Source organism: Mesorhizobium sp. P2_D1, assembly GCF_056404455.1.
Genome location: NZ_JBFUDZ010000020.1, coordinates 1 through 18,383, shown reverse-complemented (window position 1 = coordinate 18,383; position 18,383 = coordinate 1). Strand labels below are relative to the sequence as shown.

The 18,383-nt window shown below is 63.4% G+C and carries 17 protein-coding genes; 9 read left to right on the top strand and 8 right to left on the bottom strand.

Translation table 11 applies throughout. The features are described from left to right. Window positions 1-77: 77 nt before the first annotated feature. Window positions 78-644 (top strand): TetR/AcrR family transcriptional regulator, encoded by a 567-nt coding sequence (locus AC1D0I_RS16350; RefSeq protein WP_477396365.1) that lies wholly within the window; start codon window positions 78-80, stop codon window positions 642-644. Here AC1D0I_RS16350 and AC1D0I_RS16345 read toward each other — a convergent pair. The 6 genes from AC1D0I_RS16345 to AC1D0I_RS16320 form a co-directional block, all read right to left on the bottom strand. Continuing rightward, window positions 635-1,723 (bottom strand): ABC transporter ATP-binding protein, encoded by a 1,089-nt coding sequence (locus AC1D0I_RS16345; RefSeq protein WP_477396363.1) that lies wholly within the window; start codon window positions 1,721-1,723, stop codon window positions 635-637. The genes AC1D0I_RS16350 and AC1D0I_RS16345 overlap by 10 nt on opposite strands. Beyond that, window positions 1,710-2,648, bottom strand: a complete 939-nt coding sequence (locus AC1D0I_RS16340; RefSeq protein ID WP_477396361.1) for a PfkB family carbohydrate kinase — start codon at window positions 2,646-2,648, stop codon at window positions 1,710-1,712. The genes AC1D0I_RS16345 and AC1D0I_RS16340 overlap by 14 nt, the downstream gene beginning before the upstream one ends. Then, a complete protein-coding gene (locus AC1D0I_RS16335) occupies window positions 2,648-3,670 on the bottom strand; it encodes an SIS domain-containing protein (protein ID WP_477396359.1) in 1,023 nt (340 codons plus the stop codon). Before AC1D0I_RS16335 ends, AC1D0I_RS16340 begins: the two co-directional genes overlap by 1 nt. Continuing rightward, entirely contained in the window at window positions 3,667-4,512 is an 846-nt protein-coding gene (locus AC1D0I_RS16330) for a carbohydrate ABC transporter permease (protein WP_477396357.1), read from the bottom strand. Before AC1D0I_RS16330 ends, AC1D0I_RS16335 begins: the two co-directional genes overlap by 4 nt. After that, window positions 4,512-5,396 (bottom strand): carbohydrate ABC transporter permease, encoded by an 885-nt coding sequence (locus AC1D0I_RS16325; protein ID WP_477396355.1) that lies wholly within the window; start codon window positions 5,394-5,396, stop codon window positions 4,512-4,514. Before AC1D0I_RS16325 ends, AC1D0I_RS16330 begins: the two co-directional genes overlap by 1 nt. Window positions 5,397-5,478: 82 nt before the next feature. After that, window positions 5,479-6,717, bottom strand: a complete 1,239-nt coding sequence (locus AC1D0I_RS16320; RefSeq protein WP_095089244.1) for an extracellular solute-binding protein — start codon at window positions 6,715-6,717, stop codon at window positions 5,479-5,481. A gap of 208 nt (window positions 6,718-6,925) precedes the next feature. Here AC1D0I_RS16320 and AC1D0I_RS16315 point away from each other — a divergent pair, with 208 nt between their 5' ends. Then, on the top strand, window positions 6,926-8,140 hold the full coding sequence (locus AC1D0I_RS16315) for an ROK family protein (protein WP_477396353.1): 1,215 nt from the start codon (window positions 6,926-6,928) through the stop codon (window positions 8,138-8,140). Between the two features lie 127 nt (window positions 8,141-8,267). Further along, window positions 8,268-9,869 (top strand): inorganic phosphate transporter, encoded by a 1,602-nt coding sequence (locus AC1D0I_RS16310; protein ID WP_477396351.1) that lies wholly within the window; start codon window positions 8,268-8,270, stop codon window positions 9,867-9,869. Window positions 9,870-10,024: 155 nt separating this feature from the next. Here AC1D0I_RS16310 and AC1D0I_RS16305 read toward each other — a convergent pair whose 3' ends face one another. Beyond that, a complete protein-coding gene (locus AC1D0I_RS16305; protein WP_477396349.1) occupies window positions 10,025-11,185 on the bottom strand; it encodes a DUF3734 domain-containing protein in 1,161 nt (386 codons plus the stop codon). Continuing rightward, on the bottom strand, window positions 11,178-11,966 hold the full coding sequence (locus AC1D0I_RS16300) for an acetoacetate decarboxylase (RefSeq protein WP_457154597.1): 789 nt from the start codon (window positions 11,964-11,966) through the stop codon (window positions 11,178-11,180). Before AC1D0I_RS16300 ends, AC1D0I_RS16305 begins: the two co-directional genes overlap by 8 nt. 245 nt (window positions 11,967-12,211) lie before the next feature. Between AC1D0I_RS16300 and AC1D0I_RS16295 the strand changes: the two genes are divergently transcribed. The 6 genes from AC1D0I_RS16295 to AC1D0I_RS16270 all read left to right on the top strand — a co-directional run. Further along, window positions 12,212-13,000 (top strand): 3-hydroxybutyrate dehydrogenase, encoded by a 789-nt coding sequence (locus tag AC1D0I_RS16295; RefSeq protein ID WP_477396347.1) that lies wholly within the window; start codon window positions 12,212-12,214, stop codon window positions 12,998-13,000. Between the two features lie 85 nt (window positions 13,001-13,085). Then, window positions 13,086-13,850 (top strand): phosphodiesterase, encoded by a 765-nt coding sequence (locus AC1D0I_RS16290; RefSeq protein WP_477396345.1) that lies wholly within the window; start codon window positions 13,086-13,088, stop codon window positions 13,848-13,850. Between the two features lie 272 nt (window positions 13,851-14,122). Continuing rightward, complete coding sequence (locus tag AC1D0I_RS16285) at window positions 14,123-15,451, top strand: NAD(P)H-dependent oxidoreductase (protein ID WP_477396343.1); 1,329 nt, start codon at window positions 14,123-14,125, stop codon at window positions 15,449-15,451. Window positions 15,452-15,453: 2 nt separating this feature from the next. Next, window positions 15,454-16,482: a thiamine pyrophosphate-dependent dehydrogenase E1 component subunit alpha gene (locus AC1D0I_RS16280; protein ID WP_477227791.1), complete on the top strand. Its 1,029-nt coding sequence runs from the start codon at window positions 15,454-15,456 to the stop codon at window positions 16,480-16,482. Continuing rightward, the gene (locus AC1D0I_RS16275) at window positions 16,482-17,480 is read left to right on the top strand and encodes an alpha-ketoacid dehydrogenase subunit beta (protein WP_477396341.1); all 999 of its coding nucleotides are present in this window, start codon (window positions 16,482-16,484) and stop codon (window positions 17,478-17,480) included. Before AC1D0I_RS16280 ends, AC1D0I_RS16275 begins: the two co-directional genes overlap by 1 nt. A gap of 3 nt (window positions 17,481-17,483) precedes the next feature. Then, on the top strand, window positions 17,484-18,383 hold a 900-nt coding region (locus AC1D0I_RS16270; RefSeq protein WP_477396339.1), incomplete at its 3' end, for an E3 binding domain-containing protein.

Here is an 18,383-nt window from a genome sequence, read left to right as displayed (position 1 = left end):
ATTTCAAATAACGGCGGTCTTACTGTACCGTCTGGACGGTCTTGTCAATTGGGCCTAAGCTTGCGATGGGAGGGGCCATGAAAGCTCCAAGATCGAATTCGCGCGAGAAGATTCTTGCTGCGGCGGCGGACGTCGCAAGAGAATCCGGGCCCGGCAGCCTGTCGCTGGAAGCGGTCGCCAGCCGCGCCGGCGTATCGAAAGGCGGGTTGCTCTACAATTTCCCGACCAAGGCCAAGTTGATGCAGGGATTGGTCGAGGGCTATTTGCGTGACTTCGGGCAAGCGCTCGAAACCGCAAACAGTGCCGACAAAGGCAAAAACCCACTCGCCGTCTACATCACGCTGTCGGCAAGCGATTGCGAGGAGAAGCGGCCATCGGCATCCTGGATCTTTTCGGCGATCGCCGAGGATCCCGACTTCATGACGCCGATAAAGACGTTCAAGCAGCAGCTTTTCGAGCGGCTGAAGGGCGAGACGCCGGATCTGAAGTCGTTGCTGGTCTGCTACCTGGCCATAGAAGGGCTGCGCAGCATGAGCCTCTTCGATGCGGATGTCCTTTCGAAAGACGAGCGGCAGTTGCTGGTGGCGTCCTTGCTTGAGATTGCGGGATCGCCTCAGACCCGCGAGGACATCGATCAGGGCTGATCCAGGAAGGCCTTGCCGGTTGCCGGGTCAAACAAGCGAAGCGCTGTCTCGTCGAAGGCGAAGCTGCATGCTTCACCCTTGGCAAGCCGGGTCCGTGGCGGCAAGCAAGCCGTCAGCCGCTGTGCACCGATGCGGGCCGTGGTGACCAGTTCGGGTCCGGTCAGTTCGACGACCTCGATCTCCACGGGCAATGACAAGTCTGTCGCAGCACTGGTCGCCACGCGAAGCGCTTCGGGCCTGATGCCGACGACGACCGGTGCGCCGTCGCGGGCCGAGTGTCGAAAGCGTGCAGGCACGGGTATCCGCACCTCGGTATCGGCTATGGCCAGCTTTCCGTCGGCGACGACCGCCTGCAGCATGTTCATCGACGGCGCGCCGACAAAACCCGCGACATAGAGTGTCGCCGGCTGGTCGTAGATATCTTCGGGCGTGCCGAGTTGCTCGATCCGGCCGTCGCGCATCACCGCGATGCGGGTCGCCAGCGTCATCGCCTCGATCTGGTCGTGGGTGACATAGACGATCGTGGTCTGCAACATCTGGTGCAAGCGCTTCAGCTCGGTGCGCATTTCCAGGCGCAGCTTGGCGTCGAGATTGGACAGCGGCTCGTCGAACAGGAAGACCTGCGGCTTGCGCACCAGCGCCCGGCCAATGGCGACGCGCTGGCGCTGGCCGCCGGAAAGCTGGCTCGGCTTGCGGTCGAGCAGGGTCTCTATCTGCAGCAGCTTCGCCGCTTCGTGTACGGCCCTGTCGCGCTCGTCGGCGGCAACCCCGCGCATCTCCAATCCGAAGCCGATGTTGCGGTGGACGGTCAGGTTCGGATAGAGCGCATAGGATTGGAAGACCATGGCGATATCGCGGTTCTTGGGATGAACGCCAAGGATCGAGCGACCGCCGATCAGCACATCGCCGCTGGTCGCCTCGGCCAGCCCGGCGATGATGTTGAGCAGCGTCGATTTTCCGCAACCCGAGGAGCCGAGCAGCACTAGGAATTCGCCGCTCTGCAGCGCGATGTCGATGCCTTTCAGCGTCTCGACACTGCCGTAGCTCTTGCGGATGTCGCGGATTTCAAGCGCGCTCATGTGTGGATTCCCTGAACTGCATCGGCCCACCATAGTTGCGGGGCAAGGTGGAAATCGCGCGTGACGCCACATGCGTCGCGGCGGAGAGACAGTCCGACAACGGCTGCTCCTGCGCCAGTGCAGCGAGGAAGGCGGCGTTGAAGACATCGCCGGCGCCGATCGTGTCGACCACCCGGACATCGGGCGCGACGGCTTCGACAAGTGCGCCGTCCGGGCCGATGGCGATGGCGCCCAGCGGGCCGCGCTTGACGACGAAGGTCGCGCCTTCCCTCATGCTCGACCGGATCGCGCGGGCTGCCTCTACAGGGCTCTGCATTCCGGCCAGGGTCACGGTCTCGACCTCGTTGAACAGCGCCAGTTCGCAGCGCGACAGCCATGCGCGGGTGGCCGTGCAATTGGCCTCGGTCCAGCCATCGATCGGCCAGCCGGTGTCGAGCGCGACGGCAATGCCGTTGCTGTCCGCCCAGTCGAAAAACGCGTCGTAATGGCGTGTGAGATCGTCGGTCAGGAAAGAGCCGCACAACAGCGCGTAGCCGCCCGAGAGCGCCCTGCCGTCGAGCACGGAAAACACATCGCCGAGGCCGAAGCGCGGCAGATGTCCGCGTGTGGTGAAGAAGGTCCGCTCGCCGTCTGGGTGGGTCATGCCGACGGACAGCGTCGTGCCTTCAGGACGGACCGGCCATTTCTCGGCGCGGCGGCCAAAGGCCTCGCGAAGCCAACGGCCGAACTGGTCGTCGCCGACATTGGCGGCAACGGCGAAATCGACGCCCAGCGCCTCCCAGGCCAGCGCGCTGTTGCCGGCCTGACCGCCGACGCGCAATTCGTCGTGGTCGACGACGGTCTCCGTTCCGGCGGCAGGCCACGGCGCTACTGGGCCGACAATCAGGTCGACATTGACGTTGCCGATCACCGCAAGCGGACGCATCACTCGCTCCTGGTGATCTTGGTCGAGCGAACCGGCGTGCCGGCATTGTCGACGCGGGCATCGGCGAAAGCGATCATCAGGCGCTGCGCTGGAGGCAGCATGGCGAAGATCGCGGCCATACCGGAAGCCGGTTTGAAGGAAAGTGTCACGGCTCCTGCGACAGGCGTTTGCCCGGACGAATCGAAGACGACCAGCGGTGCGCCGGCCTCGACCACTGACATGGCCATCGCGGTCACCAGATCCGATGTCGGGTCGTTGCCGCGAAACAGGATGACGCCGATGTGCGGGCCGAGCATTTCCATCGGCCCGTGACGCAACTGGCCGCCCTCGAGCGAAAAGCACGGCAGGCGCGACAGTTCGGTGAGGCCAAGTGCCAGCGCTTCGGCAAGACCTTGCAACTGGCGGCCCGAGGTGACGATGGCCGTCGCCCCAGCCAGTGCTGCGAGCGCCTGTGTGATGTCGTTGTCTTGTGGCTGATCCAAGGCGCCAAGCGCGGCACTCGGGTCCTCGCCGAGTGCGGCGAGGATCGCCAGATGCAAGGCGAAGGTCACGGTCAGGCTGCGGGTCGCGGCAAACGCCAGTTCGGTGCCGCCGGCGCCGACCATGCAAGGCACGGTGCGAGCCAGGAACGAATCGCCTTCAAGCGTCAGGCCGAAAACATCGGCGGTGCCGCCAGCCTCTGCGAACCATCTGACGACCTCGGCGCTCTCACCGGACTGCGAGGTGACAAGCACCGTCCTGCCGGCCAGTGGCAGCGGTTGGCCGAGTTGCTCGGAAAGCGGCAGTGCCAGCGCATCGATGCCAAGCGCGCGGTAGAGCGGCTCGACGGCGCGGCCGACGGCATGCGAGCCGCCCATACCGAGCAGCAACAGGCGCCCGCTCCGCCGGATCGAGGCGGCGACCTTTGCAGCCATGGCGGCGTTGCGTTCGAACGACGCGATCGCGTCGGCATGCTGGCGCGCCATTTCCCGGTCGATCGCCATGAGCCCGGCGGGGCGGCTCTTGCCAGTGGTCATCGTCATCCTTTCACACCGCCGCTGGTCAGGCCCGAAATCAGCGCCCGCTGCATGACCAGGCCGATCAGCACCGGCGGCAAGGCTGCCAGCACGCCGGCCGTGGCGATCAATCCGTAGTCGGAAACACGGCCGCCGGCCAAATCGGCGATGGCGACGGTCAGGGTCTTGGCGCGCTGGTCCGAGGTGAACAGCAGCGCATAGAAGAATTCGTCCCAGGCAAGCAGCACGGCAAACAGCGCCGATGTCGCCATTACAGGTGCGGCCAGCGGCAGCGTGATGATGCGCAGCGTCTGGAACAGGCCGGCGCCGTCGATCATTGCCGCCGCCTCGATTTCGCGCGGGATCGAGTCGAAACCCGACTTCATCAGCCAGGTGGTGAACGGCGCCAATATGGTYAGGTAGACCAGCGCCAGGCCGAAGACATTGTTGAGCAGGCCGAGATACGACAGGCCCATATAAAGCGGCACGGCAAGCGCCACCGGTGGCAGCATGTAGGTGGCGATGACCATCGACAGCGACCAGCCGATCGACGGCGTGCGCGAGACGGCCCAGCCGGCCGGGATCGCCAGCGCGAGCGCGGCGATGGTCGCCATGCCGGCAATCTCGAGGCTGTTGCGCAGCGATGAGGTGAAGGCAGCGCCGGCGCTGTTTTCGGCGGTCGACAGCAATTGCCCGTAGCGCGAGAAGTCAGCACTTTGCGGCCACCAGCGCAGCGGCTTGGCGGCAAGGTCGGCGGCTGGCGAGATGCTCATGATGAACAGCCAGGCAAGGGGCGCCAGGATGACGGCTGCGAGCAGCACAGCGCAGGCGTGGATGAAGATGGTGAAGGCAGGGCTCTGGCGTTCCATCAGGCGGCACTCCCGGCGGTCTTGCGCACCAGCGCCGCATAGGCGACGGCCAGCACGGTGACGAGCAAGGTGACGATCAGCGCCAGCGATGCGCCGGAGCCGGCGCGCTGGAAGGAGAAAGCCTCCTGGTAGACGAGGATCGACAGCGTGCGCGTGCTGTTGGCAGGGCCGCCGCGGGTCATCACCCAGATGATGTCGAAGACCTTGAAAGCCTCGATGGTGCGCAGCACCAGCGCCACCATCAGCGGGCCGGCGAGATAGGGCAGGATGACGAAGCGGAAGCGGTTTAAGGCCCCGGCGCCGTCGACGAGCGAGGCGGCGGTGATGTCGCGCGGCACCGCCTGCAGTGCGGCCAGCGCGATCAGCGCCACCAGCGGAAAGTTCTTCCAGCAGTCGGCGACGATCAGCGCCGCCAAGGCGGTGCCCGGCTCGCCGAGCCAGGAACGGTAGGCATCGATGAGGTGCATTTGTATGAGGGCAGCGTTGAGCGCGCCATATTCGGGATTGTAGATCAGCCGCCACAGGGTGGCGTTGACCACGGTTGGCAGCGCCCAGGGCAGGATCATCAAGGCGCGCAGGATGGCGCGGCCATGAAACTGCTGATTGAGCAGCAGTGCTGCGAGAACGCCGATCACCATTTCGGCGGCGACCGAAATCACCGCGAAGAGTGTCGTGGTGACCAGCGTGCGCGAAAAATTCGAGCTGGACAGCATGTTCGCATAATTGTCGAAGCCGACGAAATTGCCGCCCGTGCCGACAAGCTTGGCGTCGGTGAAGGAAAGCCCGACGGTATCGACTAATGGCCATCCGATGACGGCGACCATGACCACGAGCAGCGGCAGCATCAGCAACCATGCACGGGTTGTCATCCAGGTGCCCGACATCGGAGCAGCCTTTCTTCGTTCATCTTTGATCTGGACATAACATGGGCGGCACAAGGCCGCCCATGTTGAACGACAACAGTGCTCAGAGGCCGCTGTTTTGCGCGGCGGTCTTCAAGGCGTCTTCCGGTGAAGACTGGCCGAGAAGCGATTCCTGGATCGCCTGCTGCAAGGCGGTCGACAGCTCCTGGTACTTCGGCGTGGTCGGGCGCGGATACATCGCAGCCAGGCCGAGCTTGGCGGCGGCGATCAGCTCTTCCTGGCCCTTGGTCACCGCCGGGTCGTCATAGGACGACGCCCAGATCGGCAGCGAGAGCTTGGCATACTGGTTTTGCGTCGCCTGCGAGGTCATGAATTCAATGTATTTCCAGGCTTCGTCCGGATGCTTGGAGACCGCTGTGACGCCAAGGCCCATCGAGCCGTTGACGGCCGACACCTCGCTGGTGCCACTGACACCTGGCGCCGGCACAACGCCGACCTTGCCCGCCACCTTGCTGTCCTTCGGGTCGTTGGCCATGTTGTACATGTAGGTCCAGTTCAGCGCGAAGGCGGCGTCACCGTTTTCGAAGACCTTGCGCACGTCCTCTTCCAGGAATTCCTTGGAATTGGGATTGGTGAGGCCCGACTTGTAGCTGTCGACCATGTATTTCAACGCCGCGACGCCGGGGCCATTCTGGAAGTCCGGCTTGCCGTCCTTGAGGAAGTCGCCGCCATAGGCGCTGACCAGCGTGGCGTAGTCGCAGATCGCGGCCTCGGCCTGCGACCAACTCCAGGCGATCGGTGTCTTCAGCAAGCCCTTGTCCTTGATGATCTTGGCCTGTTCGCCGAGTTCTTCCCAGGTCTTCGGCGGCGCCTTGATGCCGGCCTTCTCCAGGATATCCTTGTTGTAGAACAGGTATTTGGTGTCGAGGATCCACGGCATGCCGTAGTATTTGCCTTCATACAGGACCGTGGTCCAGGCGCCGGGCAGCACGCCCTTCTTCATGTCGCCAGTGATCTTCGAAGACTCATCGACCAGCACCTTGTTGGTGGCGTATTCGGCCGGCCAGATGACGTCGAACAGCACGACGTCGTAGCCACCGCCCGAGCCCTGCGCGAGCACGGTCTTGTCGTGCAGGCCCTCATAGGGGACGAATTCGAGATTGACCTTGATGTCGGGATTGGCCTTCGTGAAGGCGTCCGTCATGGCGCGTACGTCAGCCTCGCTGTAGGCGGCCTGCGCCATGAAAAGCGCATTGATGGACGTTTCGGCGAAAGCATGGGGAACGAGCAATCCTCCGACAAAGACTGCACCCAAGAGTGTCTTACCGATCGATTTCAGCATCTTCTTCTCCCATTTCCGATGTTGGCGGGCGGGCGATATATGCGTTGCCTTCCCGGATTGATGTCACGTGACCCAATGGTCCCCGACCGTGGGCGGCGCCCGGCACAAAGCCCTGGCCGTCTTTTTCTGCGGTCGGTTTGCTATTAAGTCAATTCGCTTGACTTAATTAGTCGATCAATATCCTAATGGAGTCAAGAGGGAAACGCCGGTGGACGATTTCAGCCCAATCCGCGCCAAGAGCGGCACCAACCAGGAAGGCACGAGTGCGCACAACCGTCGTGTCATGATCGAGGCGCTGCGCCTCAATGGCGCCCTGTCGCGCGCCGACCTGGCGCGGGCGACCCAACTCACCAAGCAGGCGGTCTCCAACATCATCGAGGATCTCGAAAGCGACGGCCTGGTCGTTGCCCTCGAGGCGGTGCGCAAGGGCAGGGGTCAGCCCTCGACCCCTTACAGGCTGGTTCCCGAAGGCGCCTTCGCCATCGGGTTGCAGATCGATCGCCACCTGACGCGGGCGGTCGCCGTCGACCTGGTCGGCAGCGTGCTGGCGCGAGCCGAGGCCAACCTGCCGTTCGATGAGCCGTCGAAGGGCGTCGAGGTGATCCTTGGCCTGGTCGGCGGCGTCCGGCGTGAGCTGTCCCAGATGTCCGCCCAATCCGAAGAGAGGCTCGTCGGTCTCGGCGTCGCCATGCCGGGTCCTTTCGGGCTGAAGAATTCCGACGATAAATGGATGATGCCGGCCTGGCAGAAATTTCCGCTGCTGGAGACGCTAGCGAAAGGCACAGGCCTGAATGTCAGCTTGCAGAACGACGCCGCCGCCTGCGCGACGGCGGAGCGCATCGTCGGCGCGGCGCACGGCGTCGATCACGCGGTCTGCCTCTACATCGGTTACGGCATCGGCGCCGGACTGATCCTGAACGGCGAGCTCTACAGCGGCGGCTATGGCAATGCCGGCGAGATCGGCATGGCGCTGCTGTCGCCGGCCGGCCCCGGCTCGACGCCGCTCGAACATCGCGCGTCGCTGGCCTCGCTTTACCAGCATCTCGGCCTCAACCCGGCCGACGACGACATCTACCGACAGATGGACGGCCTCGTCACGGCCGAGGATCCCAAGATCATTGCCTGGATCCATGGTGCGGCGCATGATCTGCGCTGGAGCGTGCATCTCATCGAAACGATCTTCGATCCGCAGACCGTCATCCTGACCAGCGGAGCGCCGGAAGCGCTGGCCCGCCGGCTGGTCGAGGCGATGCATCCGCTGCTGCCGTCGATCGCCGATCGGCCGGGGCGGCATTTGCCGCGCCTGCAGCTCGGCACCACCGATCCCTGGTCGATCGCGCTCGGTGCCGCCGCGGCGCCGATCAGCCGGGCCTTCGATCCGCTGTTTTCGGCGATCCTGAAGACGCGGTCCAGGGGCGCCTGACAGCGTCGACGCCAGGCTTTTCGCCTGAAATATCCTCGGAAGTTGTGTCCGATATCGTCACACAGGGTTCATTGTGCGGCCATAGCGTTCGTCCCGGTTCTTTGCTGCAATGCAATAGGAGTGGGACTTGGTGGACATAGTTTCTAGTGAGGCGGGCATTCCGAGACCGGATCATCCGCTGCACAGTTCGGGTAGCGCGAAGTGGTTCCTGCCGGCCTTCGGCGTGCTGGTGCTCGTCGGCGTCGTCTATGTCGGCTACGCGCTCAGCCAGGATCTGGCCGAGGCCAAGACCGTGCCGTGGATCCTGCTCGGCATTGCCTTGCTGATCGCGCTCGGCTTCGAATTCGTCAACGGCTTCCATGATACCGCCAATGCGGTGGCGACGGTCATCTACACACGCTCCATGCCGGCCGAATTCGCGGTCATGTGGTCGGGCGCCTTCAATTTCCTCGGGGTTCTCACCTCCAGCGGTGCGGTCGCTTTCGGCATCCTTTCGCTGCTGCCGGTCGAGCTGATCCTGCAGGTCGGCTCTTCCTCCGGCTTTGCCATGGTGTTCGCACTGCTGGTTGCAGCCATCCTGTGGAACCTCGGCACCTGGTTCCTCGGCCTGCCGGCGTCGAGCTCGCACACGATGGTCGGCTCGATCATCGGCGTCGGCCTCGCCAACCAGTTCATGGCACCTGCCGGCAGTGCCACCAGCGGTGTCGACTGGTCGCAGGCGACCAATGTCGGCATCACCTTGCTGGTGTCGCCGATCATCGGCTTCTTCGCCGCGGCGATCCTGCTCTATGCGATGAAGCTGCTCGTGCGCAATCCGGCCCTCTACGAAGCACCGAAAGGCAACACGCCGCCGCCATGGTGGATCCGCGGGCTGCTGATCTTCACCTGCACCGGCGTCAGCTTCGCGCACGGCTCCAATGACGGACAGAAAGGCATGGGACTGATCATGCTGATCCTGATCGGTGTCGTGCCGACGGCCTTTGCGCTGAACCGGACGCCCGACATCAACTATCTCGAGGCCTACAAGGCCGCTTCCGTCAACGTCGAACAGGCGCTCGGCAAATATGTCAAGCCGGGCGTCACCGTCACCGACGCCAAGGCCGCCGTCCAGGATGCCGTCCGCACCCGGACCTGGAGCGACCAGACGACGGTCGCGCTACAGACCTACATCCACAACACGACAGCGGGCCTGCAGCCCTATGCGACTGTCGACAACGTGCCGACCGATCTGGTCAGCAACGCCCGCAACGACATCTACCTGATCGGCGAGGCACTCAAGCTGATCGACAAGAAGAAGTTGCTGCCGATGGAGGCCGCCGATCTGAAGGCGGTCACCGACTATCACAAGGCCGTCGACAACGCGACGAAGTTCATCCCGATCTGGGTGAAGGTCGCCGTTGCCCTGGCGCTCGGCCTCGGCACCATGGTCGGCTGGAAGCGCATCGTCGTCACGGTCGGCGAGAAGATCGGCAAGAGCCATTTGACCTATGGCCAAGGTGCCGCCGCGGAGCTTGTCGCGATGGTGACCATCGGCATGGCCGACCGGCTAGGACTGCCAGTGTCGACAACGCACGTGCTGTCGTCGGGCGTTGCCGGAACGATGGCCGCCAACGGTTCGGGGCTGCAATGGTCGACGGTGCGCAACCTGCTGCTTGCCTGGGTACTGACCTTGCCGTGCTCGATCACGCTCGCCTTCGTGCTGTTCATCATCTTCCGCCAGGTGTTCTAGAGCGGACAATCAGATGTTGAAATGAAAACGGCGCCGGTTTCGGCGCCGTTTTTTGTTTGGGGTAGTCTGGCTTATTTCAACGCGGCTGAAGGCCTTGGTCCGCAAAACTGTGAAATTTGGCGTGCGCCTCGTCAGAGGAAGGCGCAGCAATGACCTCAGGTCGGATCCTCGCGGTGCAGATCGTGGATGGCGACGCCCTCGACATTGGTCGGCAGGGTCAGCCACTGGCGATGGCGCAGCGTGCGCTGCGTGTCCTCCAGCCCCATCTCCCAGTGCTCATGCATTGAGGTGCCGGAGAATTCGTAGTCCTTGGCGTGACCCTCATAGCCTTTGTGCTGGTAGATCAGGTGGACGATGTTGACGACGCCTGCCTGCGAATAGTCCTCGATCAGCTCTTTTTCGCCATCCTTCAACAGTTCGGCGGGCACGCGCTTCAGCGCCTCGAGCAGCTTCATCTTCAGCGCATGGATGCGCTGGAAATTGTCGGTGTTCTGGCGCGTGCGGCTGGAATACATGATGTCCTTGTGCCGCGACAGCACGTCGGCCATGCCGCGTGGCAAGGTGCCGCGCGCGCTGAACAGGTCGACCTGGAACACCAGCGAAGAGCGGTCCTCCTCCTGGTCGAGCAGGTATTGCAGCGGCGTGTTGGAGACGATGCCGCCGTCCCAGTAGTATTCGCCCTCGATGCGGATCGACGGGAAGGCCGGCGGCAGCGCGCCGCTGGCCATGATATGCTCCGGTTCGATGCGCACTTTCTCGGTGTCGAAATAGACGAAGTTGCCGGTTCTGACATTGATCGCGCCGACGCTCAGCCGCTTCTTGCCGTCGTTGAGGATATCGAAGTCGATCAGGCTTTCCAGCGTCTCCTTCAATTCGGCCGTGTCATAGAAGCTGGTGGCGCCTTCGGCTCCCGGCTGTTCGAACCAGGGATTGGGATTGCGCGGCTTGAAGAAGCCGGGCTGGCCCATGGTCATCGTCATCCAAGAACTTGTGCGGTTGCGGATGTCGCGGTAGATGTCGCCTTCCGGCGTATAGGCCCATATCTTGCGGCCCGAGATCGTCTGCCAGAATTGCTCGAGACGCTGCAGGCGGCGGCTTGATTCATTGCCGGCGATGATCGCCGCATTGATGGCGCCGATCGACACGCCGGAAAGCCAGCTCGGCTCGCAGCCGGCGTCGGCCAGTGCCTGATAGACCCCGGCCTGATAGGCGCCGAGCGCGCCGCCACCCTGAAACACCAGCGCGATGCGGTCATACTGCGCCGAGATTTCCTCGATGGTGGCTGTGGCCTCCTTCTTGCGGTTGCGTTCAAGCACGAATTTTCTCCGGCTGGGTTGCGCTGATCTCGGAAGGGTTGCGATCAGCGAGGTAGTCGTAAACCACCTCGCCCAGCCCGAGCGTCAGATCGGCGGTGAAATGAACAGCCGATACGATGTCGAGCACTGGCAACTTCGCAACGTCGGCCATGACATGGGGCCGCAGATCGAGTGCCGCGGGCGCCGTCCATGCCTCCTTCAGCGTGATGTCGGTGAGGTAGTAGCGAACCAGCTCGCAGATGCGCGGCGTGCCGTCGACATGCGGGATGATCTTGACCAGGAAGTTGGGAGCAGCCAGCGAGGCAAGCACGGAATCGTGATCGGCCTCCCGGTGCTTGTAGCCCATGGTGCCGGTGGCGCACAGAACGCTGCCATAGTGCAGCGTGCCGACCACCACTTCGCCCTCATGCACGATCTTGGGGCTGGCCAGCTTCTTGGGAAATCCCCACAGTTCACGCCCGCCGGCGATCGGCGCGTCGTCGTCGAGATACATCGAATGAACGTAGCCGCCGTGCTGGCCTTTGTAGCGCACCGGGATCACCTGGCCGGTCTCGGTATAGTCGCCGAAGCCGGTTGAATCAGGCATGCGGATGAATTCGTACTTGACCAGCGGCTCGTCGATCTCCAGCGGCGCTGGCACGACGGCTTCGAGCGCCTCGCGCGTCGTGCGGTAAGTAATGATGACGTATTCGCGGTCGAAGAAACGATACGGCCCTGGCGGGAAGGACGGATTGGTCAGCGGCATCGCATAGGCCCGCTTCACGACATCGGCGATTTCCAAGCTGCACCCCCAAGGTCTTTAACAGGCAAAATTTCGTCAGGAATGACCGCGCGAATGCGCAACCGATTATGTTGCACGGCACCATGACAGTGCCGTGTCACCCCGGCGACACGGCTTCGAAGCGACAGGAGCCATGCTCCGGCGTTGTCGCAAGGTTGTAATCGCATCGACACATGGCTCTGCCATTGTCATGCTGCGATGCACAATTATATGTCATGTTCCCTCCCACCTCGCGCGAGATCACCATGGGTTCCCTGTCTTCGAAGAATGCCCTCGTCACCGGCTCGACCAGCGGTATCGGCCTGGCAATAGCCCGCGCCTTTGCCGCTGAAGGCGCAAACGTCACCATCAACGGGCTGGGGGATGCCGCGGCAATCGAACAGGAGCGCGCCGGCATCGAGAAGGATTTCGGCGTCAAGTGCCGCTACTCCGATGCCAACATGATGGACGGCGCGGCGGTGAGCGCCATGGTGCATGAGGCCGAGGCCGCGTTCGGCAGTCTCGATATCCTGGTCAACAATGCCGGCATCCAGCATGTCGCGCCGATCGAGGACTTCCCGGACGACAAATGGGAAGCCATCATCCGCATCAACCTGCTCGCCGCCTTCTACGCGATCAAGGCGGCGGTGCCCGGCATGAAGGCGCGCAAATGGGGCCGCATCATCAACACGGCTTCCGCGCATGCGCTGGTCGCTTCGCCGTTCAAGTCGGCCTATGTGTCGGCCAAGCACGGCATTGCGGGCCTGACCAAGACGGTGGCTCTCGAGACAGCGCTTGACGGCATCACGGTCAATGCGATCGCGCCGGGCTATGTCTGGACGCCGCTGGTCGAAAAGCAGATTCCCGACACGATGAAAGCGCGCGGCATGACCGAGGAACAGGTCAAGCACGACGTGTTGCTGGCGGCACAGCCGACAAAGGAGTTCGTCACCGTCGACGAACTTGCGGCATTGACGCTGTTCCTGTGCTCGGATTCTGCCAAGCAGATCACCGGCACGACCTTGCCCATGGACGGCGGCTGGACCGCACAGTGAGGATGGTCAACGCGTTTCGTTTGCCGGCTGGTGCCGCCAGGATTCAACAGGAAAGCCGCCAACAGGAAGCATCCCGGTCAGGTCCATGAAAGTCATCCAGATATCCGATCCGCATCTGATGACGCCGGGCGGTCTTCTTTACGGCTCCAATCCGCTCTCCAGGTTGCAAGCCTGCCTTGCCGACATCGGCGCCAACCATGCCGACGCTGATCTGGTGGTCATTTCCGGCGACCTGACCAATGACGGCGAGCGCCCCGCCTACGAAGCGCTGAGGGAGAGCCTGACAAAGTTCGGTCCGCCCTGCCGGCTGATGCTCGGCAACCATGACGACCGGGCGGTGTTTCTCGAGATGTTTCCGCAAGCCGCCGCCGAGCGCGGCTTCGTCCAAAACGTCGTCGATGACGCTGAGGGCCGCCTGATCCTGCTCGACACGCTGGACAGCGGACGTGTCGAGGGCAAGCTATGTGCAGCGCGTCTCGACTGGCTCGATGAGCAACTGCAAGAGGCCCGCGATCGGCCGGTCTTCCTGTTCATGCACCATCCGCCGTTCCGGATCCACATCCCCAAGCTCGACCGTGTCATGCTCGCCGACGCCGATGCCTTGCATGAGGTTCTGCTACGCCACGGCAATGTCCGCCACATCTTCGCCGGACACGTCCACCGGCTGATCGCCGGCAGCTGGCGTGGCATTCCAATCAGCACGTTGCGCAGCACCAATCATCAGACCGCGCTGGATTTCTCGCAGAGCTGGAGCCTCGGCCACGAGCCGCCAGCCTATGCCGTGATCCTGATCGATGCGGATGGGGTGATCGTGCATTTCCACGATTTCCCGGTGCCGCCGGCTCTATAGCCTGAACCGTCGAGAGGCGTGGTGCAGCGATCGCCACGACCGGTGGACGAGCTACCCAGAATCCGTGTGCCGGGAGGCACGCAGCCGTGCCAGTGTGTTGTCTGCGCAACGGCTGCGCGGCCCCCGCGTTGGTGGGCTGTTTTGGGTCACGCGGAGCCTCCACAATGGGGCGTCAAAAAGCGACTAGCGTGCACATTAGTCTTGACAGAAATACATATGTTCAATACCGGTCAGGCAATTGAATAGCCTGCATTATGGGAGGAACGAGCGGTATGGCTTCCAATGTTTCGTTGACGGGCCTTGCCCGCGATCTCGAGGAACGCGGCAGGTCGGGCAAGCCCATCCGCATCGGCCTGATCGGCTCCGGCGAGATGGGAACTGATATCGTCACCCGCGTCGCTCATATGTCCGGCATCGAGATCGGCGCCATTTCCGAACTGAACCTGCCCGCCGCCAGCAAGGCGGTGGATATTGCCTTCCAGCAAACCGGCCATGCGCGCGAAGTGTCGAACGCTTCGGCGATGACGGCGGCGATGGAGGCCGGCAAGGTCGCGGTCACCAACGATGCCAGCCTGGTCATCGACAATGACCTGATCGATGTCGTCATCGACGCCACCGGCGTTCCTGCGGTCGGCGCCGAGATCGGCCTGCGCGCCATGGAGCATGGCAAGCATCTGGTGATGATGAATGTCGAGGCCGACGTCACCATCGGCGCCTATCTGAAAAGCGAGGCCGACAGGCTTGGCGTCACCTATTCGCTGGGTGCCGGCGACGAGCCGTCGTCCTGCATGGAGCTGATCGAATTCGTCTCGGCGATGGGCCATCCGATCGTCGCCGCCGGCAAGGGCAAGAACAATCCGCTCAACATCGACGCTACGCCTCCCGACTATGAGGAGGAGGCCGAGCGCCGGCATATGAATGTGCGCATGCTGGTCGAATTCGTCGATGGCTCCAAGACCATGGTCGAGATGGCGGCGATCGCCAATGCCACCGGGCTGGTTCCGGACAAGCCCGGCATGCATGGCCCGGCGGCGACGCTTGGCGAGCTGTCCAAGGTCCTGGTGCCGCAGAAGGACGGCGGCGTGCTGTCGAAGGTCGGCGTCGTCGACTACTCGATCGGCAAGGGTGTCGCGCCTGGCGTCTTCGTCGTCGCCGACATGTCGCATCCGCGCATTTCGGAGCGCATGGAAGATCTGAAGATGGGCAAGGGCCCGTATTTCACCTTCCACCGTCCCTATCATTTGACCTCGCTCGAAGTGCCGCTGACCTGCGCCCGTGTCGTGCTCTACGGCAAGGCGGATATGGTCCCGCTGGCGAAACCAACGGCCGAAGTCTGCGCGGTGGCCAAGAAGGAGATGAAGCCGGGCGAGACGCTCGATGCCATCGGCGAATATTGCTACCGCGCCTGGATCATGACGGCGCCGGAGGCGCGCGCAGCCAAGGCCATTCCCTGCGGCCTGCTGCAGGGCGGCTCGGTGACCCAGCCGATCAAGAAGGGCGAGCTCATCACCTATGCGAATGCTGCTCCAGCGCCAGGCTCCAAGATCGCCGAACTGCGTGCCCGCCAGGACAAGCTCGTCTACGGGTCCGCGGGAGCCTGACCATGGCCGGAGCCAGCAAAGCCGTCGCCGACAGTCGCGCCAACCTGCCCTTCGTCTATCGACAGTACAGCGCCGAGCAGCTCAGAAATGTGCTCTACAAGATGTACCTCATCCGGCGCTTCGAAGAGGGTGCGGAGGAGTGCTACACGCGCGGCCTCATCCACGGCACAATGCATTTGTCGATCGGCCAGGAAGCCAGCGCCATGGGCATCTGCATGCCGCTTGCCGAAGATGACCAGATCACCTCGACGCATCGCGGCCACGGCCACTGCATCGCCAAGGGCGCCGAGGTCAAGCGCATGTTCGCCGAGTTCTTCGGCAAGACCACCGGCTACTGCAAGGGCCGTGGCGGCTCGATGCACATCGCCGATGTGGGCAAGGGCAATCTTGGCGCAAATGGCATCGTCGGCGGCGGCATTCCGATCGCCGTTGGGGCAGCACTTTCCGCCAAGATGATGAAGACTGGAAAGGTCGTGGTGTCGTTCTTCGGCGATGGCGCCAACAATGAAGGCGCCTTCCACGAGGCGTTGAACATGGCCTCGGTCTGGAAGCTGCCGGTGATCTTCGTCTGCGAGAACAACGGCTACGGCATGTCGACTTCGACGGCGCGCTCGACCGCCGTCAAGAACATCGCCGAGCGCGCTGCCGCCTATTCGATGCCAGGTGTCATCGTCAACGGCAATATTTTTTCGGAAGTCGCCGAGGCGTCGTACAAGGCTGTGGAGCGTGCACGCGCCGCCGAGGGGCCGACGCTGATCGAATCCAAGACCTATCGCCATCGCGGTCACTCCAAGAGCGACCGCAACCGCTATCGTAGCAAGGAGGAGATCGAGGACTGGATGTCGAACCGCGATCCGATCACCCTGTTCGAAAGCGAGCTGCGCGAATTCGGCTTCATCGACGACAAGGGCATCGAGGCCATTCGCGGCGCGGTGGCACAGGAGATCGCCGACGGCATCGAGTTTGCCAAGGCCAGCCCGTCGCCGGATGTGCGCGACACCGGCAATTATGTCTATACGGAGCAGGCGTGATGGACGCGATGGTGCGTGAACTGAGCTACGCCCAGGCGATCCAGGAAGCCATGGCGATCGCCATGGACATGGACGAACGCGTCTTCCTGATGGGCGAGGATATTGGCGTCTATGGGGGCGCCTTCCAGGTGACCGGCGATCTGGTCGATCGGTTTGGCAGCGAGCGGGTGATCGACACGCCGATTTCGGAACTGGGTGGCGCGGGCGTCGCGGTGGGCGCCGCCCTCACCGGCATGCGGCCGATCTTCGAGTTCCAGTTTTCCGATTTCGCCACGCTCGCCATGGAGCAGATCGTTAACCAGGCGGCCAAGATGCGCTTCATGCTCGGCGGCGAGGTTTCGGTTCCGGTGGTAATGCGCTTTCCCGCCGGCTCCGGCACCGGTGCCGCGGCCCAGCACAGCCAGAGCCTCGAGGCCTGGCTCGGCCATGTGCCGGGCCTCAAGGTCATCCAGCCGGCGACGCCATACGATGCCAAGGGCATGTTGCTGGCCGCGGTCGCCGATCCCGATCCCGTGATGATCTTCGAACACAAGCTGCTCTATAAGATGAAGGGGCCAGTGCCCGAAGGCTATTACACGGTGCCGATCGGCAAGGCCGACATCCGCCGCGAGGGCCGCGACCTGACCGTCGTCGCCACCTCGATCATGGTGCACAAGGCGCTCGACGCCGCGGCGGCGCTGGAGGCCGAAGGCATCGATATCGAAGTCGTCGATCTCCGAACCATCCGGCCGATGGACAAGCAGACCGTCATCGACAGCGTCAAGAAGACGTCGCGGCTGATGTGCGTCTACGAAGCGGTCAAGACGCTGGGCATCGGCGCCGAGGTCAGCGCGATGATCGCCGAGAGCGAGGCGTTCGATTACCTCGATGCGCCGATCGTGCGGCTGGGCGGGGCGGAGACGCCGATCCCCTACAATCCGGAGCTGGAAAAGGCTGTTGTGCCGCAGGTTCCCGACATCATCGCGGCTGCGCGCGACCTGGTGAGAGGGGGTCGCTGATCGATGCCGACCGAAGTCATTCTTCCCAAGGTCGACATGGACATGGCGACCGGACAGATCTCGCGCTGGTTCGCCGAGGAAGGCGCCAGCGTCAAGAAGGGCGATGTGCTGTTCGAGATCGAGACCGATAAGGCGGCGATGGAGATCGATGCGCCGGCCAGCGGCGTGCTGCGTGACGTCACCGGGAAGGAGGGGATCGACATTCCTGTCGGCGCGGCTGTCGCGTGGATCTATGCCGACGATGAAATTTACGGGGCTGCTACGAAGCAGGACAAGGCGCCAATCTCCCCCCTCGTGGGGGAGATGTCGACGAAGTCGACAGAGGGGGGCGCTGTCCCGCCCGCATCTCAGTCCGTCGCGCCCCCCTCTGCCCTGCCGGGCATCTCCCCCACAAGAGAGGAGATCGGCAAATCGCCTTCGGTTGCGCGCGCAACACCCTTGGCTCGTCGTCTTGCCCGTGAGGCGGGTCTTGCACTCTCGACCATTGCAGGCACCGGCCCGCATGGCCGCGTGGTGAAAGCCGACGTCGATGCGGCGATTGCCGGTGGCAGCGTCAAGCCTGCCGCCAAGGCAGCGCCCGCAGGCGCTCCGGCGGCTCCGGCTGCTGCCGCCGCGCCGGTGAAGGCGATGTCGGACGAGCAGGTGCTGAAACTGTTCGAGCAAGGCTCCTACGAACTCGTCCCGCATGACAATATGCGCAAGACCATCGCGCGCCGCCTGGTCGAGGCCAAGACCACCATCCCGCATTTCTACCTGACGCTCGACTGCGAACTCGATGCGCTCTTGGCATTGCGCACGCAGATCAATGCGGCAGCGCCAGTCAAGAAGACCGAAAAGGGTGACGTGCCGGCCTACAAGCTGTCGGTCAACGACATGGTGATCAAGGCAATGGCAAGGCAATGG